Here is a 25,508-nt window from a genome sequence, read left to right on the forward strand (position 1 = left end):
TAAATGTATCTAATTCAATCCAGAAAGGTTTGTTGAATGGATAACAAAGAACCCAAAGATGGCGCATACTCTAAAGATGCGACCGATAAATTCTATGGGCAAGAAAACGCGCAAGAGCGCCAAGAATCGCAAGCTGGCTTTAGTACAGATGCTTCGCTTAACGCTGCGTCTAAAAGTGCGTATAAAACCAATAAGCGTGGTTTGGGAAAATTCTGGCTTGTTTCTGTAGCAATCGTAGTAATCGCAATATTTAGCGCGATTGTTGCAACGCTTACAGGTCCACAAAAAAATTCTGCAAGTCAAACATCTTCTGCGCAAGTTTCAAATAAAACTGTGTCAATAGGATTAAAACTTGCTCCTACAAATCTTGATATTCGCAATCAATCTGGCTCTTCATTGGAGCAATTGTTAATTGGAAACGTGTATGAAGGTCTTGTAGCTAGAAATACTAAAAATCAGGTTGTTCCATCCCTTGCAGAAAGTTGGAAAATAAGCAAAGATGGCTTAAAATACACTTTCCACATGCGTAAAGGCGTTGTTTTTTCTAATGGGAATAAGCTTACTGCAAAAGACGCTGAGTGGTCTTTTAACGAGCTTGTTGCAAAGAAGTATCGCGGATCAAACATGGTTGGAAAAGTTGAATCCGCTAAAGCTAAAGATGATTACACGTTTGAAATTAAGCTTAAAGAGCCAAATGCAAAGCTTTTGTGGGCATTGTGCTCTAGAGCTGGCTTAGTTTTCGATAAGCTTGCGAATTATGACGCTAAAACTCAAGCTGTTGGATCTGGTCCGTATTTGGTAGAAAAGTTTGTGCCAAACGACCGAGTTGTGTTAAAAGCAAATCCGCGCTATAAGGGCGTTAATAAGGCAAAAACTCAAAAAGTTGTTGTTCGCTATTTTGTAGACGATGTTGCTGCTGTAAATGCGCTTTCTTCGGGATCTGTTCAAGCTTTGGCGCCTATTTCTGGCCAGCTTGCTAAGACTTTTAAGGCGGATTCAAAGCACTATGTTGTTAAAGCTGGAAACACTACCGATAAATTTGTGCTTGCTATGAATATGAATGGTGAGCGCACTAAAGATAAGCGTGTGCGTCAAGCGATTCGCTATGCGATTGACCATAAGCAAATTATTGCTTCGCGCGGAGGTACGGATGCTTTGCTTGGCGGGCCGATTCCTTCTCTTGACCCAGGATATGAGGATTTAACTAAGATTTACGCGCATAATGTTAAGCGCGCTAAGTCGTTGATGAAAGAAGCTGGTTTTAGTGAGTCGAATCCTTTGCATCTTTCGCTTACTTACCCGAATATTTATGGAACGCAACTTGGTGAGCAGCTAAGATCTCAATTACAGCAAATTGGCATTGATCTTAAGGTAAACGTTGTTGAATTTACTACTTGGCTTCACGACGTTTATAACAATAAAAACTACGATTTGTCTATGGTAGATCACAATGAAAGCCATGATTTTGGCCAGTGGGCAGATCCTAAGTATTACTACGGTTACAACAATAAGCAAGTTCAGGATTTGTATGATAAGGCAATGCTTTGCGCGAATACTAAGGAGTCTAATAAGCTTCTTGCTAAAGCTGCGCGAATCGTTAGCCAAGATGCTCCTGCAGATTGGTTGCTTAACTATAAGGTTGTTACAGCTAAGGTAAAGAATCTTGATGGCATGCCTTTCGACATTAATCAGGTTCTTTTGCCGCTATACAACTTGCGACTTAAGTGATTTGTTCTGAAAAATTGCCCGCGTTTGTGCCAAAATGTAGTGATTTTAGTATATTTTCGGCATACTTGTAGTGTGATTGTACCTGATTTACGGCGTGTCGCTATATAATCGCACTACAAGGCAGGTCATCGTCCGCGCGGTCTAAGCGCGCGGACGTCTTCGCCACGCAGAAGCAGTGCTTCTGCCTTGAGTGGCTCAGCGCTCCGAATTACCTTTTCGCGCTACGCTCTAAGCGAAAAGGCAGGTCGGAACGCTATATTAAGTAAGGGGTTTGTATGAAGCGCATGATTCTTCGACGCATCGCGTTGTTTTTTGTAGCGCTGCTATTTATTTCTGCAATCGTATTTCTTGCTCTTAGAGTTTTGCCTGGAGACGTTGCTCAAGTTATGGCTGGCTTAAACGCGCCAGATGGAAAAGTTGAGCAATTAAGACGCGATTTAGGATTAAACAAGCCCCTTTTTGTTCAATATTTTGAGTGGATTTTTGGCGTTTTTAGAGGCGATTTTGGTGTTTCAATGCTCACGGGTCGCTCCGTTGCATCCACTATTGCTATGCGTGCTAGCATAACTTTTCCGCTAATTTTTCTTGGACTTTTAATTGCGCTCGCAATCGGTATTCCTCTTGGATGCTTGCAAGTTTTGCATTCTGGTAAGGCTTTGCAAGGCTTTTTAAGATTTTGTGCGATTGCAGGCGGATCTGTTCCTGCTCTTTGGGGCGGAATGATTTTAATCATGATTTTTGGCAATGGCATTGGTTTGGTTGGGATTTTTCCTACTCAAGGTTTTCCAACAGACGGTTGGCGCGATTTTGGTAGCGCATTTTTGTCGTTGATTCTTCCAGCGCTAACAGTTGGCGTTATTGTTGGATCTGGTTTTATGCGTTACACTGCAGCATCATTAGAGCAGATTTCTAATAGCGACATTGCTTTGCAAGCTATGGCTTGTGGGATGACTAAAAAGCAAATGATTTGGCGAGTTGGCTTGCGATTAGCGTTGCCGCAGCTTGTGTCTGTAATCGGCTTGACTTTTGCGCATATGATTATGGGCGTAATGGTTATTGAAAATCTGTTTTCGCTTCCTGGAATGGGCATGGGTCTTGTGCGCGATGTTGGCTTGCGAGATCTTATATCTGTTCAAGGCAATCTTTTTATGCTCTCTGCATTGTTCTTGCTTGTTGGGTTTGCGATTGACGTGTTGCATCGTTTGTTGGATTCAAGACTTAGCCAAGATTCGAGCAGTGAATAATTCGGGCAGTGATTTAAGTGGGGGCAATTCAAGCAATGATTAAGTTTTTAAGACGCATTTGGCGCGGAGTTATTGGAAAATTCGTTTGCATTATTTTGTGCTTGTGGATTTTTGTAGCTGCGCTTTCTTTTGTGTGGACGCCCTACTCTCTCCTAGAAACAAACGGGTACGAGGTATGGCAAAAGCCTTCTCTAAAGCATTGGCTTGGCACAGATGGAACGGGTGCAGATATGCTTAGCTGGCTTATGGCTGGTTCTAGAGTAGAGATTTTGCTTGTTATTTCAACAGTTGCGATTGCAAGCGTTGTTGGATTTGTGATTCTAAGCTTTACGATTTGCCGCGTTCAAAAAATTCGTTCCGTAAGCATTATGGCAGTAGACGCTTTAATTTCCATTCCAACAGTTTTGATTGCGATTATGCTTGCTGTGCCTCTTGGAGCATCCGTTCTTGTAATCATGCTTGCATGCGGATTCGGCTATGGCTTAAATCTTGCTCGTATTTTGCGACCAAGTGCTGTTCTTGTTCTTAAGTCCAACTATGTTGATTGCGCTGTTTCTAATGGTGCTAGCAGAAGTTACGTTTTGCTAAAGCATGTTTTTCCTAATATTTTGCCTATCGCTTCCGTTCAGCTTTCGCTTTCTGCAGGAACTGTTATTTTAGCGGAAAGCGGATTGACTTACTTAGGTGTTGGTGTTCCTTCGGGAGTGCCGAGCTGGGGTCGCGTTCTTTCTACTTCGGTTACTTTGATTCACGTTTATCCGCTTGCGGCTCTATGGCCTGGTCTTGTTGTTACATTAACAGTTTTGTCTCTTAATCTTTTTGGCGATATTTTAAGAAGTGCTACAAATCCAGCGAATAGGGAGTCTAAGAATGAGTCTTGATATAAAAGGATTATCGCTTAGCATTGGATCTTCGCGCATTTTAAGTGATGTTTCGCTTAACGTTAAAGATGGCGAGCGCGTCGGGCTAGTTGGATCTTCTGGCTCTGGTAAATCAATGCTTTTAAGAGCTGCGATTGGTCTAGTTCCGTCTAATTGCAAAATCACTGGCTCTTGCCACGTTGGCAATGCACAAACTGTTGGCGCTAACGATTCTGCGCTTGCAAACATTCGTGGCAAGTATGTTGGCGTTGTTTTTCAGCAAGCAGATCGTGCTCTTAACCCTATTATGAGTGTTAGCGAGCAGATCGCCTTACCTCTTAGGCTCCACTACAATTTAGACGAAGACGATATTCAAAATCGCGTTAAAGTTATGCTTGAAAAAGTTGGTTTAGGTGCGAATATTTTGAATAAGCGCACTTTTGAGCTTTCGGGTGGGCAAATGCAACGAGTTGGGATTGCTACAGCGCTTATAACTTGCCCTAAGTTGATTCTTGCAGACGAGCCGACTACTGCTCTTGATTCTGTTACACAAAAAGATGTTGTAAATATGCTCACTTCTTTAGTTGATAATATGGGCGCTTCAATGCTTTTTGTTACTCATGATTTTTCGGTTCTTTCTAGCGCTGCTACTCGTTGCTATGTTTTGGATTCTGGACGATTAGTCGATAGTGCGCGCGTTGGTGAATTGCTAGAAAATCCTAAGGTTCACTTTACTAAACAACTTGTTTTTGCAGCGCGCGCTTTAAGTCTTAGTAAAAATTCTTCGAATTTTTATAACAATGATTTAAGTTTTGATAATAAAAGCGATTCAAATAAGAATGATTCTTCTAAAGATGATTGCATTTTTAACGCTAAAAACATTCACGTTGTTCTAGGAAGCTCAAAAAACCGCGTTGAAGCATTAAAAGGCGTTGACTTTAATCTTAAAGTTGGCGAATCTTTAGCACTAATTGGCGGATCTGGAAGTGGTAAAACAACTTTGATTCGCTCTTTACTTGGATTGCAAGAAATAAGCGAAGGAAGAATAGAGTATTGCGGCAAAGTTGTTGAAACCGTTGAAAACGCTAAAAAGTTAAATTTGAAAGATTCTGCTTACGTAAATATGAGAAGACAATGTTCGCTTGTATTTCAGCATCCTTTTGCAGCTTTAGACCCTCGTTGGCAAGTTAGAAAAAGCGTTGCTGAGCCGCTTGAAATATGGCGTAAAAACATGAGTTTTGATTCACATACTGTGGATTCACATGATGTTGATTCACGTTATATTGATTCACGCGCTATTGACTCTAAAGTGGATGATGTTTTGAATTTAGTCGGGTTAGATCCTAAAGTTTTTGCTGGAAGATATCCGTGCGAGCTTTCTGGCGGACAAGCTCAATGCGTTGCGATTGCTAGAGCGCTAATCAATAATCCTAGAGTTTTGGTTGCAGATGAGCCAATGAGCGCAATCGATGTTGCCGAGCGCACAAGAATCTTAGATGCTTTTAATGTGATTCGCGCAAATCGCCCTAATATGGCGTGCGTATTTGTTAGCCACGATCTTGGTATGATTCAGCATTTAGCGTCTAGTGTTGTTGTTCTAAAAGATGGCGTTGTTGTTGAATCTGGGCGTGTAAGTCAAATTTTGACTAATCCAAAACATAGTTATACGCGCGAACTTATTGATGCTGCTACTTTGTAAGTCTGTATCTGTAAGTATTGCAAGTTTGCAAGTCTGTATCTGTAAGTCTTATAAGTTAATAAGTCAATAAAAAATATTTTTAGATTCGTGTTCATGTGTGTTTGGCAAGAATAGCGTCTAATATTATTTAGTAATCGTTATTTACGCATGGATTTTGCGCATACATTTTGCGCATGGAATATAAGTTAGGATGGAATAAGATGAGCGAAAATCAAAACAATCAGCCGACTCCTCGTCCAGAAAGCTTTGAACTTGACCACACTAAAGTTAAAGCTCCATATGTTCGCTACATTGACACTCAAAAAGGCCCGAATGGAGATGTTATTTCTAACTACGATATTCGCTTAACTCAGCCTAACCAAGAGGCTATTCCTACGGGCGCTTTGCATACTATTGAGCACACGATTGCTGTTCTTTTGCGCCAGCGCATTGAAGGCTACATTGATTGCTCTCCATTTGGTTGCCGTACAGGATTCCACCTTTTAACTTGGGGCACTCATAGCACAGAAGATGTTGCGCGCGCGTTGAAGGAATCGCTTGAATTTATTGCGTATAAAGCTACTTGGGATGATGTTCCAGCTACAACTATTGAGTCTTGCGGAAACTACCGCGATCATAGCTTGTTTGGGGCGCGTCAATGGTGCAAAGATATTTTAGATAAAGGCATTAGCTCCGATCCTTTTGAGCGCAAGATTGTGTGATTCGTTTCGTTTGATTGTGTAAGGCTTCGCTTGTGTAAGACTGTAAAATCGCCATATTTTAAGCATAGGGGGGTGTATGTGTGAAATAAGATTGAGAAAAGCAACTCTTAGCGATCTAAAAGATATTGAAAATATTTATGAGAGAGCAAGAGTATTTATGGCAAATAATGGCAATCCTCATCAATGGGGAGATCGCTTTCCTCTAACATCTAGTGTTATAGAAGATATTCGTTTGAATCGTTTTAATCTTCTTGTAGACACGGATCCAGATTTTGGCGAAGAGCGCATTTTGGCGCAATTTGCACTGTGCGAGGGGCTTGATGAAGTCTACGCAAAGATTGATGGAGCGTGGCTAGATGACGTTTTGCCATACGTTACAATCCATAGGCTTGCATCTTCGGGAGTTAAGCCAAAAATGGCAAGCGAATGTTTAAGATGGGCTAAACGCAATTACTCTAATGTTAGAATCGATACTCATCCCGACAACTTGATTATGCAAAAAGTTATTTTGCGAGAAGGCTTTAGCAAGTGTGGTCTTGTTGTAATTCCAGATCGCGCGCATAGCGCAACTAGAATCGCGTATCAATGGTTGCGCTCGCATAATCATGTAATACGGTATTAGCGGTATTTGCTGTATTAGCTGTATTAAAACGTAGCTCAAAAATAGTTGCATATATAGTAGATAAAAAAATAATTATAAAAGTAAAAACTAAATATAAAGCTAAAAGTAAAAGCTAAAAACAAGAGTAAAGGCGTGATATATGTGTAAAAATTCGAGTATACAAGCGATTTTGCAAGAAAACTACGCTCGCGCCTTGAGTACATACCCTGGGCAGGTAATCGTTGATCTAAAAGCGCTAAGAGATAATATGCGAACTCTTGTTGAGCGCGTTTCTAAAGATTTGCAGCCTGGTCAAAAGTCGCCAGCAGTTATGGGAGTTGTTAAAGCAGACGCTTATGGTCACGGGCTTATTCCTAGTGCGCTCGCAGCTTTAGCAGGGGGAGCAACTTGGCTTGGCACAGCTCAGCCCTATGAGGCTTTGCGGCTTCGTAAATGTGGAATTGACTCAAGCAGATGCCGTATTCTTACGTGGCTTACTAGTGCTCCAACGTCTCTTTTTGCGGATTTAATAAACGCAGATATTGATATTTCTGTTGGCTCGCTTGATTCTATTGACGCTGTTGCGCTAGCTGCTAAATCGCTTGGCGCTGCTGCACGCGTGCACGTTAAGGTAGATACGGGATTTGGCAGAAACGGTTTTACGCCTGCAGGTTTTAATGACGCTTTAGAAAAGCTTAGCGAATATTCTAGCCAGGGATTAATCGAAGTTATTGGGCAATGGAGTCACTTGGCTGTTGCTGATTGCCCAGACGTTCCGGAGTTTGTTGCATCTACAGATAGGCAAATTGAGCAATTCCACGATTTTACTCGAAGAATGCGCGAAGCTGGGTTGGAACCTAAAATCCGACATTTAGCTAATACAGCTGCAACTCTTAACAGGGCAGAGATACGATTTGAGCTTGTTCGACCAGGAATTGGATTATATGGATACGAGCCAGACCCTGTTATGGGAGCGCCTCAAACTTACGACTTGCGTCCAGCTATGACTTTACAAGCGCAATTAGGAACGGTTAAATCTGTAGAAGCGGGTCATGGTATTTCGTACGGCCGCACGTATTTAACGCCAGACAATACAAGCACAGCAATAGTTCCACTTGGATACGCGGATGGCATTTTGCGCGCATCTAGCGGATTCGATATGCAAGGATCTCGTCATGTTAATAAGCCTGGAGGACCTGTGCGAGTGGAAACTAAGAACGGCGCTAGGATTTTGCATGTTTCGGGGCGCGTTTGCATGGATCAATTTATTGTTGACTTAAAAGGCAGCGCTAAAGAGCTTGGAATTAAAGAAGGAGATACGGTCAGGCTTTTTGGGCCAGGCAGAGGCCTTGAATATGCGGAGCCAACGGCAGACGATTGGGCAGCAGCTGCAGGAACAATAAGCTACGAGATTATGACTGGGATTGGTCCTAGAGTTCCGCGATTGTATAAGAATGCTTACGAAGTTTTGCCTGAAAAAGACATAAAAATGTTGGATGAAAAAAGCTTAATATAGCAATCTTGCGATTTTGCGATTAGCTGAATTGCTATTGGCTAATTTATGATTTGCTACTTGCGATTTGCTACTTGCGATTAGTGGAGGAGGTTTTTTAATGTGTAATGATGTGATTGCTTCCGATAACGAAGTTGTTGGAGAATACAGCTTGCACGATACTGAGCGATGGGCTAGCGAGCCTCACCACACGCGCGCTCGCACTCCGTTTGAGCGAGACAGAGCCAGAATAATCCACTCTTCAGCGCTTAGAAGACTTGGCGCTAAAAGTCAAGTGCTTGTAGCAGGCTCCGACGATTTTGCTCGCACGCGTTTAACGCACACGTTGGAAGTTGCACAAATTGGTCGCCAGATTGCTGCAATGCTTGGAGCAGATCCAGATGTTGTAGATTGCGCTTGCTTAGCTCACGACTTAGGTCATCCTCCTTTTGGTCACAATGGCGAGCGCGCGCTTGCTCAAATCGCAAGCAATATTGGCGGTTTTGAAGGAAATGCTCAAACTCTTAGACTTTTAACGCGCTTAGAGCCTAAAGTTTTTAGAGAAAATGGCGCTAGCGCAGGCGTAAATCTTACGCGAGCAAGCTTGGATGCTGCTGTTAAATATCCTTGGGGTTTTGATGAAGCAAAAGCGCACGATAAAGGCGAGCGCGATCTAAAATTCTGCGTTTACCCAGACGATAGGGAAGTTTTTGATTGGCTAAAAAGTGGCTCTCCGCGCGAATCGAAGCCTATGGAGTGTCAAATTATGGATCTTTCCGACGATATTGCATACAGTGTTCACGATATTGAAGACGCGATTGTAACTGGCGCTTTTAATACGGAGCTTGTTTGGGATTCAAGTGTTGCGGATCAAGTTATTCAAGAAGCTCATAATTGGTACGGCAACCAGTGGGATGCGGATAGTCTTTTGGCGGCTTTTAAGCGTTTGCGTTCTCTTAACATGTTCCCTGATTCTTATGACGGCTCTAGAAGGTCGCTAGCTCATCTAAAGAATATTACTAGTGCTTTAATCGGCAGGTTTGCAAGCTCTGTTGAGCGAGCAACTCGAGAAAAATACGGCAACGGCGCTTTAATTCGCTACCGCGCAAACGTTGTGATTCCGCCAGAAACATCTTACGAGATAATCGTTCTTAAAAGCTTGGCTGTGCATTTTATAATCCAACCTAGAGAGCGCGAGTTTTATAGGCGTGAGCAAAAGATTCTAACGGATTTGGTGGAGGTGTTTATGAGCAAATCTCCGCGAGCGCACGATGCTATGGAATCTGTGTTTATAAGCGATTGGAATGCTTGCTCTAGCGAAGACGAGCGTTTAAGAGTTGCGATTGATCAAGTTGCAAGTCTTACAGATGGATCTGCTACAGCTCTTCATGCTGCTTTGTGCTAAACTACGAGTTTTTCATAGAGTGTCTGTAGCCTTCGGCTTGCGATAAGCTAGAGACTATGGCTGGAATGATTGTAAAAGAAGACGTTGAGCGTGTGCGCGCTGCTGCAGATTTGTACGATATTGTGTCTGCAACTGTTACGCTTAAGCCTTCTGGAACGGGTACTTTTGTAGGGCTTTGCCCGTTTCACGATGAAAAAACGCCTAGTTTTAGCGTTCGTCCAAGCTTAGGTGTCTGGCATTGCTTTGGTTGCGGTGCTGGCGGAGATGTTTTTAAGTATGTTGAGCAAAAAGAAAACATTGATTTTCGCGAGGCAGTAGAGCTGTTAGCAGACCGCTACCACATTGAAGTCCATTATGACAAATCGCAAGATACTAAAGATAGTGCTCACGCAGGTTCAAAGCGTGCTCGTCTTATAGAAGCAAATGAGGAAGCTCAGCGTTTTTTCGTGTCCCAAATCAACTCTAAAGAAGCAGCTCCAGCTCGTAGTTTGCTTGCTGGCCGTAATTTTACTCAAGCGCAATGTGAACGTTTTGGTTGCGGATATGCGCCGAATAGTTGGGATACTCTAGTTAGATATTTGTCTAATAAAGGCTTTACTCGTCAAGAATTATTGGATGCAGGCTTAGCTCGCCAAGGTCAGCGCGGAATTTACGATTATTTTCGCGGCAGATTAACGTGGCCTATTCGCGATTCTACAGGCAGAACTTTGGGTTTTGGTGCTAGAAAGCTTTACGACGACGATTCTATTAGCGCAAAATACATTAACACTTCAGACACTGTGTTGTATAGAAAAACGCAAGTTCTTTATGGAATTGACATTGCTAAGTCGAATATTGTTAAAAAGCGTCAAGTTGTGATTGTGGAAGGCTATACGGATGTTATGGCTTGCCATTTAGCAGGTGTAGATACTGCTGTTGCAACTTGTGGAACGGCTTTTGGCGCGGAGCATGCGAAGATTATTCGCCGACTTATTGCCGACGATTCTTTGGGAGCGATTCAACTTGTGGGGCCTGTAAAAGTAGAAGGTCAAAAAGTTAGTTCGCGTATTGTTTTTACTTTCGATGGAGATGCAGCAGGTCAGAAAGCTGCATTGCACGCTTTTGGCTTAGATTCAGCGTTTTTAACACAGACTTTTGTTGCTGTTGCAGATAATAACTTAGATCCTTGCGATTTGCGTATTCAAAGGGGAGATGAGGCTGTTCGTTCTTTGATTGCGCGCGCTAATCCTCTTTACGATTTTGTAATTGACACTGTTATTCGCCGTTTTGACACATCTTTTACAACAGGGCAGATGGGTGCTGTTAAGGCGGTTGCTCCTCTTGTTGCGCAAATTCGAGACAGGTCTTTGCTGGACTTATACACTAGAAAAGCTGTTAGAAATATTGGTGTTGATTTAGACGTTATGCGTAAGGAAGTGGAGTCCGCTAGAAGGCGATTGCACGTTGTAGACGATGACGCTTATTCTAAAGGCTACTCTTCCAACGTTTATGCGGATTCTCGCGTGTTTGATCAGCGTTCTCAAAACATGAATGAGGCTGCTGCAAAAACCGCTATGCTTAGAAGCGCGTACAAAAATCAAAGCTACTACAAGGTTGATGATTCTGTGTTTATGTGCGAGCAGCAATTTATGGCTGTTCTTATGCAATCTCCTCTAGCATTTAGCAATCAGCTTTTTGCGCATCTTACTTTGAATAATTTTATTACGCCAGTTTTTAGAACGCTTTTCCAGGCTTTTGTGGCTTCTGGTGGATTGCCTAATACAAGCGTTAGTAAAGGTCTTTGGTTGCACATGATTACTAAGGCTGCAGGACCTATGCTAGAAGGTGTTATTAACGAGCTTTCTGTAATGCCTCTTCCATTGTCTTTTAATAAAGGCTTGAGTGGGTCTTCTTCTATTAACTCGTCGGCTGCTTACGATTCGAGTGGTGTTTCTACAAATGAATCCCCATCCGATCTTTTGCGCATTCCTAGCGAAGAAGAACAAAAGTATGCAAATGAGCTGCTTATTAAGCTTCTAGACGTTGGATTTATGCGAAAAATCGGAGCTATTAAGCTTAGAATGAGTAAGCTAGAAGATGGGAGTGAAAAGCTCAATCTTTTAGGTCAGATTACTAGATTAGAATCTGCTCGAAAAGATCTTCAATCGCAAATTCTATAATGTGCATCAATCACTTGTTTTGCTTTTACATAAAGAGATATGAGATTTACGTATAAGCGATTTTACGTATACAAGATTTACGTATAAATGCGTAGTTGTGTAAGAAAGAAGTGTAGGAACTATGTTTTTATTACCTGAACAGCAATTAAATCGCTGTACAAGAGTTATGCAACAACGCTTATACCCGTATATAAATACTGTTCTATTGCACTGTAAAATTCGAGCGTATGAGATTGCTGGAGAACCTATTTCTTCTAGCGAATTCTTCTCTAAGTTAAAAAGAAACGATATTGTTTTTCGCTCATTTAATGTTCCAGGCGTTTGGGGAACAACTTGGGGCACAACGTGGTTTGAAGTTACAGGGTCGATTGATTTTTCAAAGGTAAAAGGGCGCAAAGTTGAGCTAAATGTTGATTTAGGTTGGATTGAGAATCTTTTTCCTGGTTTTCAGGCAGAAGGATTAGTGTATAACGTTGACGGAAGAGTTATCAAAGCTGTAAACCCTTGTAATCATTGGGTTCCTTTGATTGATGAGCATAATAATCGTTCGATTAGTATTGATGAAAATGGTAATTTTACTTTATATTTGGAAGCTGCAGACAATCCATTTGTTGAAGGAGCTACTCCGTTTTCTCCTACTGATTTAGGAGAGCGTGCTACTGGAAAAACTGAATGCCAATATATGTTGAAGTATGTTGACGTTACTGTTTTTAATCGTAATATTTTTGATTATTACATGGATCTTCAGACTGTAAGTTCTTTGATGAGCGAATTAAATGATGATAATCCGCGTTATTGGAAACTAGCTAAAGCTTTACAGCACTCCTTAAATGCGTATGATGAACATGATTCTTCTACTGTTCAAAATGCTCGTAAAGTGTTGCATGATGTATTAAGTCAGCCTGCTGCATCAAGCTCTATAAAGCATATTGCTGTTGGGCATGCTCATATTGATTCTGCTTGGCAATGGCCTGTGCGAGAGACGCATAGAAAGGTTGCGCGCACAGTATCTAATGTTTTAGCTCTTATGGATGAGGACCCTGATTTTACTTATGCTATGAGTTCTGCTCAACAATACGAGTGGCTAGAAAACGAGCATCCTGATTTGTTTGAGCGTATGAAAAGTAGGATTAAAGAAGGGCGTTTTATACCTGTTGGAGGTATGTGGGTTGAGTCTGACGCAATGATGCCGTGCGGTGAATCTTTGATTCGCCAAATGACTTTTGGTAAGCGCTATTTTAAGGAACATCTTGGTGTTGAGCCGCATGGTATTTGGCTGCCAGATAGCTTCGGCTACACAGGCGCTTTGCCTCAACTCGCTCGTCGCGCTGGTTTTGATTGGTTCTTAACTCAAAAGCTCTCATGGAACGATGCCACTAAATTCCCGCATCATTCCTTCCTTTGGGAGGGAATAGATGGTTCTAGGATTTTAGCTCATTTTCCTCCATCTAATACTTATGCTTCATCTGTGAGTATGCATGAGCTGATTTATTCTCAGCGCAATTTTTTGGATAAAGATTTATCTGATCATGCAATATTGTTGTACGGTTTTGGCGACGGCGGTGGCGGCCCTACTCGCGAGATGACTGCTCGCATTAGGCGCGATCGCAATTTAGAGGGTGCTCCTAGAGTTGATTTCGGCACTCCTGATGAGTTGTTTGAAAAAATACGAAAAGATATTGTTGATGATTCAAATGGTGATACACCAGTGTTTAAGGGTGAGCTTTATTTAGAGTTGCATAGAAAAACTCTTACTTCTCAGCAAGATATGAAGCTCTATTGTCGCATAGAGGAATCATTGTTGCGCGTAGCTGAATATCTTGTTGTTTTAGCTCGAGTGTATGCGCCAGAATACCGTTTTAATAATGATGAGCTTACTAGAATTTGGAAGACATTATTATTGAATCAGTTCCACGATATTCTTCCAGGCTCAGCTATTGCATGGGTTCATAGACAAGCTAGAGAAGAATATGCTAGAGATATTTCTTGTTTGCGTAAAATCATTTCAAATATTGCCAATGCGATTGTAAAAGCTAGCAGCACAGCTAGCACGGATAGCACAGATAGCACAGCTAACGCGATTAACGCGATTAACGCTATCAACGCGCGTAAAAATGTAAAGTTATTGACTTATACAGGTAAAAATGATGTTGCTTGGAATTTATATAAATGCAATGAAAGCAGTAAAAATAATAAAACAACTGTAAAACACAAAAATGATGGTGGAATAATTCTTAATAATAGTGTTTTAAGTGTGACTATTGAACGCGATGGCACAGTATCTTCCGTTAAAGATATTAAATTTAATCGCGAGCTAATTCCATCTGGTTATCGCATGGCTCAATATGAGATATTAAAAGATGAGCCATCTCAGTGGGATGCGTGGGATATTGAGCGAGATGCGTTTATTAGGAATCGTAAGATTGACGATTCTTCAATTGTTGACGTTAAAGAGCTTTTATCTGGCGGTGTATCTGTTGAAATCTTGGCATGTAAAAAAGATGTTAAGATTCAAACAAATATAATTTTAGAGCCATGCGTTAAACGACTTGATTTCCATGCTCAAGTTGATTGGAAAGCTAAAGAACAATTTTTGAAAGTAGATATGCCAACATCTATATGTTCAAATAATGCGCAATATGAGTGTCAATATGGTTTAGTTGAACGTCCAATAGTAAAAAATACTCGTAGTGATGATGCAAAATTCGAGTCATGCACGCATAGGTTTGTTCGTATAGAAGATTCCTCTTATGCTGTTGCTGTTGCAAATTCATCTACTTATGGCGCTGATGCTTCTCCTATTGGCGATTATTCTTCATCTTATGGCACTATGCTCAGATTATCTTTGCTTTCTGCGCCTCTTTACCCCGATCCAAATACTGATCAAGGTAAGCACGAATTTACTTGGTCATTTATTGCTGATGCAAATATGGATTCAGTTCTAAGCACAGCTGATCTTTTGAATTCGCCAATTATTGATATGCTACCAGAAGTCGATCCATTGTTTACGATTCGCAGAAACTCAGGTCTAATTGCATTAGATTGGGTTAAGCTTGCCGATGATTGTTCTGGAGATATAATCTTACGAATTCACGAGCCATCTGGTGGATACGCAAATGGGCAAATAAAACTCAATAAAATCTTGCGTGCAGCCTCAATTGAAGAGGTAGATCTTATGGAAATGCCAGTATTGCACGGTATGCCTACAGCTTTGCATAAGAATAATGACGCGTTAAATATAGAGTTACGTCCTTTTCAGCTATGCTCATTGCGAGTTCACATTGATTAGTTGCCGAAGTCAATGTCTCCAAGCTTTTCAATAAGCTTCATGTTTTCGCTATAATCCACTGGGCAAGATATAACGTCAACACCGCTTTCTTGAGCCAAAGCCTCTTTAAGCATGTTGTATAAGTCTTCTGGCTTTTGCACAACATGGCCTCTTGCGCCAAAGCTTTCTGCTAATTTTGGAACATTTGGATTAGTAAAATCAACGTATTCGTGCTCTCCTGCGTGCAAGTCCATCTTCCACTTAATCAAACCGTATGCGTTGTCTTCCCAAACCAAAATCACCATTCTAGAACCAACACGAACAGCGGTTTCAATCTCTTGAACGTTCATCATAAAGCTGCCGTCGCCCATAACAGCAAGAACAGGCTTTGTGTTGATTTTTCCACTATTGTCTTTAATAAACGATGCTCCAACAGCTCCAGGCAAAGTCCAAGCCATTGTAGAAAGGCTGTTGTCTATAATGCACGTATTTGGATGCATTGTTGGGTAAAGCCTTGCCATCCACATTTTTAGCGCACCCGTATCTACAAGAACCTTAGTTCCTTCGGCAACTGCGCGACGAGTATCGTAAACAACGCGCTGAGGCTTCATAGGAATGCTGTTATCGTTTTCAAACGAACGCAACTCGTCTGTAATCATTTGACGAATCTTTGGGTGAGTTACGTCAAAAGTAACGTTTCTATCTTTAAGCACACTTGTAAGCGCTTTAAGCGTTTGGGCAATATCTGCCATAATGTTTAGTGCAGTAGGGTAGTGAGCGTCTGTGTCTTCAACAAATGTGTTTATGTGAATAATCGTCTTGTCAATATTTGGATTAATCTTCTTAGGGTCAAATTGCTGAATTGAGAATCCTACAGCAATAATCAAATCTGCTGTGTCGAAAGCAAAATTCTCATAATCTCTATGCATAAATCCAACTACGCCAAGAGCATTTGGATGATTATCTGGGAACACGCCTTTGCCTTCAAACGTTGTTGCAACTGGAACATTAAGCTGTTCTGCAAAATCTAGAAGCTGGTCTTGAGCGTGGCTTCTTGCAACGCCGTTTCCTGCAAGAATAATCGGCCTTTTTGCTTGGCTAATGATTTTAGCAGCTTCGTAAATTGTGTCTGGAGCTGGAAGAATGTGCAACGGCTTTGGAAGTGGAAGTGGCTTTGCGTCTTCTGGAACGCTCATTTCGCTAATATCTTCTGGAATAACAAGGCATGTTGCTCCTGGGCGCTTTCTTTGAGCGATTGAGAAAGCTTTTCTAACCATTTCTGGAGCCGTGCTTGGAGCAAGCATCATAGAAGACCATTGCGTAATTGGCTGGAATAATGCTACTAAATCAATGATTTGGTGAGATTCCTTGTAAAGTCTAGAAACGTTTCCTTGAGCGCATATTGCAACAAGCGGAGTTGTGCTTGCATTTGCTTGAGCTACAGGAAGTGTAAGATTTAGCGCTCCAGGCCCCAGCGTTGCCAAGCACACGCCTGGCTTTCCAGTAATATGCGCATAAGTCGCGGCCATAAAGCCTGCGCCTTGCTCGTGGCGAGTAAGCACAAAGCGTATATTTCCGTTTCGCTCAATTGCCTCTAAAAGTGGAATATTTTCTTCTCCTGGAATTCCAAAAACAACCTCAACGCCTTCGTTTACAAGGCATTCTACGATTAAGTCGGCTGTGTTTCTTTTATGGCTTGCTGTTTTTTGAGCTTGCGATTCTTGGTTTGTCATAATTGCGTTTCTCGCTTTGTGCTTAATATGCTTGTTAGCCTTACGACTTCTTTTCCATTTATAATATAGGCATCTAAGACATGTGTTGCTTGCGCGTGTCACAAAAATGGGCGGATTTTTGCATATTCGCTTTGTGGCAAAACTAAAGCACTTTTAGCACCCTTTGCCTTGTTATTTCAACGATTTTGTCGGGAATTTTTGCCTCTTTGGATTGGGTTTCTTATACAATTTTATAGGTTGTGTATTTTAGTCGCGGAGGAACGATGAGGCGTTGGCTTCTGAATTTGGTCAAATGTGAGACCATCCTTATTGTAGCCGCCGTTTTAGCTGTTATTTCTTGCTTTTTTGTTCCGCCCGATGCGCAATATTTTAGCTACATTCACGTAAACACTATTTCTCAGCTTGTTTGCTTAATGATGGTTGTTTGCGGATTCCAGCGAATAGGCGTTTTTAGAAGTATTGGCGCGAATCTTCTTAGAAGAGTTAGGACTGAGCGCGGATTAGTTCTGGTTCTTATGTCTTTAACGTTTTTCTCGGCAATGCTTATTACTAACGATGTTGCTCTTGTGACTTTTGTGCCTTTTGCGATTTCTGTTTTGATGATGGCAAATGCCGAGAAGCACGCAATTCTTATTGTGACTTTAATGACGATTGGCGCAAACGTTGGAAGTATGCTAACTCCTATTGGCAACGCGCATAATTTGTATCTTAAAGCGCTTACTGGAATGTCTACGGGCGATTTTCTTTCCATTATGGCTCCGTACACGCTTACTGCTGCGATTCTTATGATTGCGTTTGCGTTTGTGTTCTTTAGTTCTAGAAAAGTCGATCAATTTGAAGGCTTGCACGGAGACGATATTGAGCAAGGCGTTTTGGCTCCGCATTCTAAATCTCCTAAGCCAGACGAGATTCGCGTTATGGGCTACGGTGTTGGCTTTACTCAATGGCGAGTTGTTGTTTACAGCCTTTTGTTTATTTTGTGCTTGTGTGGAGTAGCTGGCTGGATTCCAGACTGGATTATGGTTTTGGCAGTTGTTATTGCCTTTATTATTTGCGATTCGCATGTGTTCCGCGCTTTGGATTGGGCTTTGCCTCTTACGTTTATAATGTTCTTCATTTTTATTGGAAACATGCGCAGAGTTCCTGGATTTACCGAGATTGCGCAAATGTGGGTTGGCTCTCACCCTATGGAAGTTTCGGTTGTTTCTAGTCAAATGATTAGTAACGTTCCAACAACTATTTTGCTTTCTGGATTCTGCGACCAGTGGAAGATGCTTATTATTGGCACTAATCTTGGCGGCATGGGAACGCTTATTGCGTCTATGGCGTCTTTGATTTCGTACAAGAGCATTACGCATAAGTACCCTCATAATAAGGGTCGCTATTTGCTTATGTACACAATTGTGAATCTTCTTTTCTTGGCTGTTTTGATTGGCTTAGCTTGGATTATTGAATAGTTTCTGGCGTGTCTTTTTAAGAATTATTGTGATTATTTTCACATATTTTTAAGTTATTGACGAATTAAAGACTATTAATTTTTAGATTATATACGATTTTGTTATATTATTTTCTGTTAAATCACGATTATGCATAATAATTTTCATTTTATTCAAGATATGCCTAAAAATCACCATAAATTGGATATAACGTTATAACAAATTTATGTCTTGGCTTATCCATTAATATGACTTTTGAATTAAATAAATTCGTGCATTCTGGTTTGACTTAGTTAATTACACTATCTCTCTTGTAATTTGCGTTTTCATGCCAAAATGCGTCTAAAAATATTAACATACAAAATAAGGAGAGAACTGTGAACGGTATTCTTTCTATACTGCTCGATGTTTTCCGGCAACCAGCTGTAATAGTTGCAATGATTTCTTTGATTGGACTTGCAGTTCAAGGCAAAAGTATTTCCAACATTGTGCAAGGTTCTATTCGTACAATGGTTGGATTTTTGGTTTTAGCTGCAGGCTCTGGCGTTGTAACTCAAGCGCTTGATCCGTTTGGAAGTATGTTCCAATATGCTTTCCACGTTCAAGGTGTAGTTCCAAACAATGAGGCAATTATTGGAACCGTTCTTTTAGAGTACGGTTCGGAATCTGCTCTTATCTTCTTCTTTGGAATGATTGTAAACATTATTCTTTCTCTAACATCTCGCTTCAAATTCATTTATCTAACTGGTCATGTTGCTTTCTACATGGCTAGTATGATTGCAGTAATCTTCAATGTTGCAGGTTTTAACACTTTAGCCGTTATTATTTTCGGCTCTCTTGCACAGGGCTTATTTATTACGATTTCACCAGCGTTGGTGCAGTCGTTTATGCGTAAAGCTTCTGGCGAAGATGACGTAGCACTTGGCCACCCAGCTAGCAGTGGTGTTCTTATTGGAACTTTAGTTGCAAAGCTTACGCGTTCTAAAAAGCATCCGTCTAAGTCTACCGAAGATATTAAGTTCCCGTCTGCCCTTGGATTCTTAAAAGACACTACGGTTTTGATTGCGCTTTCAATGGCCATTATTTACGTTGTGGTTGCTCTTTTTGCAGGCCCTGAGTTTATTGAGTCAAAGCTTTCGGGAGGTCAGAACTTTATTGTGTTCGTTATTCTTAAAGCAGCAATGTTCTCTGCAGGTGTATTTGTTATTCTTGCAGGCGTTCAAGTTGTTTTAGACGAGATTGTTCCAGCATTTAAGGGAATATCCGAAAAATTGGTTAAAAACGCTAAGCCAGCATTGGATGCTCCTATGACATTCGGTTTTGCTCCAAACGCTGTTCTTATTGGATTCCTTGCAAGCTTTGCTGGAGGAATTGTTGGAATGGTTATTATGGCCTTGGCTGGCACAACAGTTATTATTCCAGGAATTGTTGCGCACTTTATGGCTGGTGGTGTTACTGGCGTGTTTAGCAATGGTCAGGCTGGTAGAAGAGGATGCATTATAGGCGGTTTTGTTAATGGCCTTGTTATTACATTCTTGCCTTTGCTTCTTTTGCCTGTTTTGGGCAATATTGGCTCTGCAAATTCAACCTATTCCGACGCCGACTACGGTGTAGCAGGAGTAATACTTGGCTATTCCAACGTTGCGGGCGGAAGAATTTTGATTATTGTTGCAATCGCTATTTTCTACGTTCTTTTCTATGCGTCGTCAATAATATTGACTCGTTTAGAAAAGAAAAAGTTAAATCGCTAGCAGCAAACAATTCACTTCTAGCGCGTCGAATTATAGATTGACCTAATAGACTGATACAATTAAGCTAATATATGTTCAAAAAGCACTTTTGTAAGAATTGTCTTTGAATCGTAAGATTTTCGAATCGTAAGATTTTGGGATTATAAGATTTTGGAATCATAGGTCTTTGAATCGTATTATTTTTGAATCGCAGGGTTCTTGAATCGCAGGATTTTTGGCAATTCTTACAATTGTTTTCTAGTCATTCTGTTTGGAGAGTGAATTGTGACTGAAGGTGTACCTAAATATATAGCAGTGCGCGATAATCTTAGAAAGCGCATTGACTTAATGAAGCCGCAGGAGCAGCTCCCTCCAGAATTAGAATTATGCAAACAATACAATGTTAGTCGAATAACACTTAGGCATGCGGTAGATAGTTTGATTCTAGAAGGCTTGCTTGTTAGGATTCAAGGAAAAGGAACTTTTAGAGCAAAGAATGTTGTTCATAGCTCTAATCGAGAAGTTATATCAGATCAGATTCAAGGATTCTTTCAAAATTATTCCGAAGATAATGCAAACGTGCTAATTAAGGTTATTCAAAACAGCATTGTTAAAGATGAGTCTGCTGCGCATAAGCTTGGGCTAGACGAATCAGAAGATTTGATTTGCATAAAAAGATTAAAATACGTTGATAACGTTTTATCAAGTTATATTGTTGTTTATCTTTCGGCATCTAGATTCCCGAAGGTTTTGAATAACGACTTTTCTAAGCAATCGTTAGGGAATTTTTTGGAAAGCGATTACGCTGTAAAGCTTTACGAAAATGATTTGTTAATTCGCGTTGAACAATTATGCGACGATATGTCTGAATTCTTACATGTTGAGCCAAAAACTCCAGCGCTTACTGTTGAGTCGATTATTAAAGATTCTTTTGGCTCTATAATCGCCTATGGAGTTGGTATTCATACGCCTAATTATGGAGATATTCAATTTAAGATGCACGTTAATTCGTAAGCTTTGCGCTGTTTTGTACGATACAAAAATCCCCGTTGCCAAATGAAATCAGATGGTAGCGGGGATTTTTCAAACTCTAATTAATTCGCAATTATGCGATTATTAAAGAGCGTTGATTGCTACAGCAAGGCCAGACTTGCGGTTTGCAGCCTGATTCTTGTGAATCACGCCACGGCCTGCAGCCTTATCGAGCTTCTGAGAAGCTACTGCAAAAGCAGCCTGTGCAGCAGCCTTGTCACCAGCGGAAATGGCTTCGCGAGTAGCGCGGATAGCAGTCTTCAAAGCAGACTTTACTGCCACGTTACGCTTGTGTGCCTTTTCATTGGTGAGCACGCGCTTTTTCTGCGACTTAATGTTTGCCACTATTACTCCAAACGACGTTTACTATACTAAGGACATACAGTGAGCAAGCATAGCATGGTTTATGGATAAATGTTTCTATGGTAGTCAAGTGTTTCTAGGGTAGTCAAGTTGCTAACATTAGTTAGTTGCAATGCTTTTCGCACATTTGATTGCTCGTATAGACTTAAAAGGAGATATTTGCTTTGATTACACCGCATAACCAGCCAGGATTTACGGATCAATCGTTGATACGCAATTTCTGCATTATTGCGCATATAGATCACGGCAAATCTACCGTAGCGGATCGCATTTTGCAACTTTCTGGAATCGTGCCAGAACGCGAGATGCGAGACCGTTTCTTGGATCGTATGGATATTGAGCAAGAGCGCGGAATCACTATTAAATCGCAAGCTGTTCGCGTGCCGTGGACTTTTGACGGCAAAGAGTACTCACTAGGAATGATTGATACTCCTGGTCACGTTGATTTTACTTACGAAGTTTCGCGTGCGCTTGCAGCATGCGAAGGTGCGGTTTTGCTTGTGGATGCCACTCAAGGTATTGAAGCGCAGACGCTTTCTAACCTTTATATGGCAATCGAACACGATTTAACAATTATTCCTGTATTAAACAAAATCGATTTGCCTAGTGCGGAGCCAGATAAGCATGCAGAAGAAATAGCTGGCTTAATTGGATGCAAGCCTAACGAAGTTTTGCGTGTTTCTGGAAAAACTGGCGAAGGTGTAAAAGATCTTCTCGACCAAATCGTGCTGGAAGTGCCAGCTCCTAGTGGAAATCCTAATGGTGCTGCTCGTGCGCTTATTTTTGACTCTGTCTACGACTCTTATCGCGGAATCGTCACATATATTCGTATGGTTGATGGCGAGCTTAAATCGCGTGAAAAGCTTCACATGATGGGCATTGGCATGACGCACGATCCTATTGAAATCGGCGTTATTAGCCCAGATATGACTCCAACTAAGGCGCTTGGCGCTGGAGAAGTCGGCTACGTAATTACGGGTGCAAAAGACGTTAGCCAATCTAAAGTTGGCGACACAATTACTAGCGCTGCTAACCCTGCGTCTAAGCCGTTGGAAGGCTACAGAGACCCTAAGCCTATGGTTTACGCAGGTCTTTTCCCAATTGATAACGCGCAATTCCCAGAGCTAAGAGATGCACTCGATAAGCTAAAACTTAACGATGCTGCTCTTATTTACGAGCCAGAAACGTCGGTTGCGTTGGGCTTTGGTTTCCGTTGCGGATTCTTAGGTCTTTTGCACATGGAGATTGTTTCCGAGCGCTTAAGTCGCGAGTTTGGCTTGGATCTTATTTCAACTGCTCCAAACGTAACTTACGACGTTACTAGCGAAGACGGCACCGAGCATCATGTGACTAATCCTAGCGAGTTCCCAGAAGGCAAAATCAAGCGCATTATTGAGCCAATGGTTGCTGCCGATATTATTGCGCCTAAAGATTTTATTGGCGCAATTATGGATTTGTGCCAGGATCATCGCGGAGAAATGGGCACAATGGAATACATTAGTGCCGATCGCGTGGAAATGCACTACAGGATTCCTCTTGCGGAAATTGTTTTTGACTTCTTCGATCAGCTTAAAAGCCGCACAAAGGGTTATGCTTCGCTGGATTACCACGAAGATGGCGAGCAAGCTGCAGATCTTGTTAAGGTAGATATTCTTATTCAGGGAGATAAGGTTGACGCTTTTAGCGCGATTGTTCACCGCGATAAGGCTTATTCTTACGGCGTTATGATGACGAAGAAGCTTCGCGGACTTATTCCTCGCCAGCAGTTTGAGATTCCAATTCAAGCTGCGATTGGCTCGCGTATTATTGCGCGCGAAACGATTAGTGCGCTTAGAAAAGACGTGCTCGCTAAATGCTATGGCGGCGATATTACGCGTAAACGCAAGCTTCTTGAAAAGCAGAAGGCTGGTAAGAAGCGCATGAAGATGCTTGGACACGTTGAAGTTCCTCAAGAAGCATTTGTTGCAGCTTTGGCTACAGACGATAATGCGAACGATAGAGACACTAAAGATAAGATTCGCGCTGCGCAAAAATCCGAAGGCTGAGGCTTATATTGAATTTTGAATCGAACAAGTCTAGTGAAGATTCGCGTTCAATCATGCCTTTTGAAGTGTACGTGCATGTGCCGTTTTGCTTGCGACGCTGCGGTTACTGCGATTTTAACACGTATACAGCTCGCGATTTGGGGGAGGGCGCAAGTCGAAGCGGATACGCGGATGTTGCAATTCGCGAGATGCGTCTTGTAAAAAAGTGGCAGGAATTCCACGGGATTTTCGAGCCTAAAGCGCAATCTGTTTTCTTTGGTGGCGGCACTCCGACTGTTCTTAAAGCGCAAGATTTAGTGCGAATTTTGCGTGAAATCAGCGAATTATGGGGCATTATGCCTGGTGCGGAAGTCACAACGGAAGCAAACCCAGATACTGCAGACGAGTCTTATATTGAAACGCTTGCAAAAGGCGGATTTACGCGAATATCTTTTGGAATGCAATCTGCTGTGCCACACGTGCTAAAAACGCTTGACCGCACGCATACTCCAGAAAATGTAGAGCGCGGAGTTAAAGCGGCGGATGCTTGCGGATTGCGATCTAGTGTTGATTTGATTTATGGCGCTCCAGGGGAGAGCATAGACGATTGGCGAAAGTCTGTAGAAATGGCTTTGAGCCTGGGCGTTAATCACGTTTCCGCGTATGCGCTAACAGTAGAGCCGCGCACAAAAATGGGTCGTCAAATTGCTGCTGGCACAATTCAAGCGCCAGATGACGATGATGAAGCAGCAAAATACGAGTTGGCAGATAGTCTTTTTAGTTCTGCTGGCTTAAAGTGGTATGAGATTTCTAACTGGGCGCGCACTGGTTTTGAGTCTCGTCACAATCTTGGATATTGGAAGAACATTGATTGGGCAGGAATTGGCCCTGGAGCGCACTCGCACTACAATTCGGCGAGTGGTCTTAATAAGCAAAGCATGGATGATTGTGCTGCTTTGGCGGATTCAAGCAAGTTTTACAATCTTAGATCTTGGGATATTTTGCATCCAAAACGCTGGGCGCAGGCGATTAATGCAGGAAACGTGCCTTGGCAAAATTACGAGTGCATAAATAGTGAGGACGCGTTAATAGAAGAAGTAATGCTTGGATTGCGCATTAGGGAAGGGCTTAGCGTTGATGAATTGTGTGCAAAGATGCGTAAAGCCAATCGCGGATTTGACGATTCGTATTTGCAAAAAGTGCTAATCGAAGTGTGTAAAGAAGATTTGGCAGTGTTGAACGAGAATCGTATTATTGCAACGCGCAAAGGTAGGCTGCTCAACGATTTATTAATCGAAAAAATTGTTGATGCGTGCCAAAATGGCGTAGTTATGCGTTAAAATGATTCGTATTGTGTGAAAATTCAACGCAGAAAGGAATCAATCATGGCAAACCGCAAGGAGCGCAGAGCAAAAGCCAGGCAGAATCGTAGGGGAATTCCGTCTCAATACGATCAAACAAATGGCCGCGGTCGTGGCGGAATGATTGACGAATACAATCTGCAAGAACATTCAAGAAGACTTCAAGAAAACGGTGTTGATGGATGGAAGCCATCTTCTAGCGTTACGCAAAGCCAGAGCAAGATGGAACGCAATATTAAGCGCGCGCAGGCTGGAGACGATACGTGGAATGCTGTTCGCAAGGTTATTGGTGTGTGCTCTTGGGCTGTTCTTTTGCTTTCTGCGTTTGCTTTCTTAGTGATTATGCGGCTGCCAAGCCAGCCAATGGTGCTTGTTATAACTGTTGCAGTGTTGTTTGCTTTGGGCGTATTTGGTCTGTTCTTTAGCTTTAGCAACTCTAAGCAAAATCCGCGCCTAGACGAACACGGCACAGCGCTTTAATTAGTTTTAGGTCGATTTAGGTGTGTTTATAAATAAATAAAACTGTTTTTAATAATTAGGGCGAGTACTTTGGTAATGCAACGTGCTCGCCTTAGTTGTTGTTGTATGCGATTTTATTCATGCAAATTCTAGTCAAATCATGCAAAATAAATTTTTTGGCTGCAAAGTTTTAATTTGTAAAACTTGCTAATC

Annotated in this window: 18 protein-coding genes; 16 read left to right on the forward strand and 2 right to left on the reverse strand. The window is 41.7% G+C overall.

Annotated features, from left to right (window positions below; translation table 11 throughout):
* Positions 1 to 36 precede the first annotated feature (36 nt).
* The 10 genes from AC1EKB_RS01600 (at position 37) to AC1EKB_RS01645 (ending at position 15,178) form a co-directional block, all read left to right on the forward strand.
* Positions 37 to 1,728 (forward strand): ABC transporter substrate-binding protein, encoded by a 1,692-nt coding sequence (locus tag AC1EKB_RS01600; RefSeq protein WP_481248656.1) that lies wholly within the window; start codon positions 37 to 39, stop codon positions 1,726 to 1,728.
* A 275-nt stretch (positions 1,729 to 2,003) separates the two neighbouring features.
* Complete coding sequence (locus AC1EKB_RS01605; RefSeq protein ID WP_481248657.1) at positions 2,004 to 2,972, forward strand: ABC transporter permease; 969 nt, start codon at positions 2,004 to 2,006, stop codon at positions 2,970 to 2,972.
* Positions 2,973 to 3,007: 35 nt separating this feature from the next.
* On the forward strand, positions 3,008 to 3,853 hold the full coding sequence (locus AC1EKB_RS01610) for an ABC transporter permease (protein WP_481248731.1): 846 nt from the start codon (positions 3,008 to 3,010) through the stop codon (positions 3,851 to 3,853).
* A complete protein-coding gene (locus AC1EKB_RS01615) occupies positions 3,843 to 5,531 on the forward strand; it encodes an ABC transporter ATP-binding protein (protein WP_481248658.1) in 1,689 nt (562 codons plus the stop codon). Before AC1EKB_RS01610 ends, AC1EKB_RS01615 begins: the two co-directional genes overlap by 11 nt.
* A gap of 200 nt (positions 5,532 to 5,731) precedes the next feature.
* Positions 5,732 to 6,232, forward strand: coding sequence for an S-ribosylhomocysteine lyase (locus AC1EKB_RS01620; protein WP_004126097.1), 501 nt, complete (start codon positions 5,732 to 5,734; stop codon positions 6,230 to 6,232).
* A gap of 76 nt (positions 6,233 to 6,308) precedes the next feature.
* Complete coding sequence (locus AC1EKB_RS01625) at positions 6,309 to 6,854, forward strand: hypothetical protein (protein ID WP_016786277.1); 546 nt, start codon at positions 6,309 to 6,311, stop codon at positions 6,852 to 6,854.
* A 139-nt stretch (positions 6,855 to 6,993) separates the two neighbouring features.
* The gene (gene alr / locus AC1EKB_RS01630; protein ID WP_481248659.1) at positions 6,994 to 8,349 is read left to right on the forward strand and encodes an alanine racemase; all 1,356 of its coding nucleotides are present in this window, start codon (positions 6,994 to 6,996) and stop codon (positions 8,347 to 8,349) included.
* Positions 8,350 to 8,446: 97 nt separating this feature from the next.
* Positions 8,447 to 9,730, forward strand: coding sequence for a deoxyguanosinetriphosphate triphosphohydrolase (locus tag AC1EKB_RS01635; protein ID WP_060786016.1), 1,284 nt, complete (start codon positions 8,447 to 8,449; stop codon positions 9,728 to 9,730).
* Between the two features lie 56 nt (positions 9,731 to 9,786).
* The gene (gene dnaG, locus AC1EKB_RS01640; RefSeq protein WP_481248660.1) at positions 9,787 to 11,889 is read left to right on the forward strand and encodes a DNA primase; all 2,103 of its coding nucleotides are present in this window, start codon (positions 9,787 to 9,789) and stop codon (positions 11,887 to 11,889) included.
* Positions 11,890 to 12,010: 121 nt separating this feature from the next.
* Positions 12,011 to 15,178, forward strand: a complete 3,168-nt coding sequence (locus tag AC1EKB_RS01645) for an alpha-mannosidase (protein WP_481248661.1) — start codon at positions 12,011 to 12,013, stop codon at positions 15,176 to 15,178.
* On the opposite strand, the gene AC1EKB_RS01650 is transcribed toward AC1EKB_RS01645, so the two are convergent.
* On the reverse strand, positions 15,175 to 16,890 hold the full coding sequence (locus AC1EKB_RS01650; RefSeq protein WP_481248662.1) for an acetolactate synthase large subunit: 1,716 nt from the start codon (positions 16,888 to 16,890) through the stop codon (positions 15,175 to 15,177). The two genes, AC1EKB_RS01645 and AC1EKB_RS01650, sit on opposite strands and share 4 nt — an antisense overlap.
* A 263-nt stretch (positions 16,891 to 17,153) precedes the next feature.
* Here AC1EKB_RS01650 and AC1EKB_RS01655 point away from each other — a divergent pair, with 263 nt between their 5' ends.
* The 3 genes from AC1EKB_RS01655 to AC1EKB_RS01665 all read left to right on the forward strand — a co-directional run bounded on the left by AC1EKB_RS01655 (position 17,154) and on the right by AC1EKB_RS01665 (position 21,070).
* Positions 17,154 to 18,347: an SLC13 family permease gene (locus AC1EKB_RS01655; RefSeq protein ID WP_032817949.1), complete on the forward strand. Its 1,194-nt coding sequence runs from the start codon at positions 17,154 to 17,156 to the stop codon at positions 18,345 to 18,347.
* Between the two features lie 356 nt (positions 18,348 to 18,703).
* Positions 18,704 to 20,077, forward strand: coding sequence for a PTS ascorbate transporter subunit IIC (locus tag AC1EKB_RS01660; protein WP_481248663.1), 1,374 nt, complete (start codon positions 18,704 to 18,706; stop codon positions 20,075 to 20,077).
* A gap of 264 nt (positions 20,078 to 20,341) precedes the next feature.
* Positions 20,342 to 21,070 (forward strand): GntR family transcriptional regulator, encoded by a 729-nt coding sequence (locus AC1EKB_RS01665; protein WP_415694145.1) that lies wholly within the window; start codon positions 20,342 to 20,344, stop codon positions 21,068 to 21,070.
* A gap of 102 nt (positions 21,071 to 21,172) precedes the next feature.
* Here AC1EKB_RS01665 and rpsT read toward each other — a convergent pair whose 3' ends face one another.
* Positions 21,173 to 21,433, reverse strand: coding sequence for a 30S ribosomal protein S20 (gene rpsT / locus AC1EKB_RS01670; protein ID WP_004130697.1), 261 nt, complete (start codon positions 21,431 to 21,433; stop codon positions 21,173 to 21,175).
* A gap of 182 nt (positions 21,434 to 21,615) precedes the next feature.
* On the opposite strand from rpsT, the gene lepA reads away from it, so the two are divergent.
* Genes lepA through AC1EKB_RS01685 form a run of 3 tightly spaced genes read left to right on the forward strand, consistent with a single transcriptional unit; the run spans position 21,616 to position 25,316 of the window.
* On the forward strand, positions 21,616 to 23,496 hold the full coding sequence (lepA, locus tag AC1EKB_RS01675) for a translation elongation factor 4 (RefSeq protein ID WP_481248664.1): 1,881 nt from the start codon (positions 21,616 to 21,618) through the stop codon (positions 23,494 to 23,496).
* A 53-nt stretch (positions 23,497 to 23,549) separates the two neighbouring features.
* Positions 23,550 to 24,815 carry a radical SAM family heme chaperone HemW gene (gene hemW, locus AC1EKB_RS01680; protein WP_481248732.1) on the forward strand — a complete coding sequence of 422 codons (1,266 nt, stop codon included), beginning with the start codon at positions 23,550 to 23,552 and terminating at the stop codon, positions 24,813 to 24,815.
* 45 nt (positions 24,816 to 24,860) lie between these two features.
* Entirely contained in the window at positions 24,861 to 25,316 is a 456-nt protein-coding gene (locus tag AC1EKB_RS01685) for a tripartite tricarboxylate transporter TctB family protein (protein WP_481248665.1), read from the forward strand.
* Positions 25,317 to 25,508 lie beyond the last annotated feature (192 nt).

The sequence above is a fragment of the Gardnerella sialicivorans subsp. sialicivorans genome, assembly GCF_056746795.1.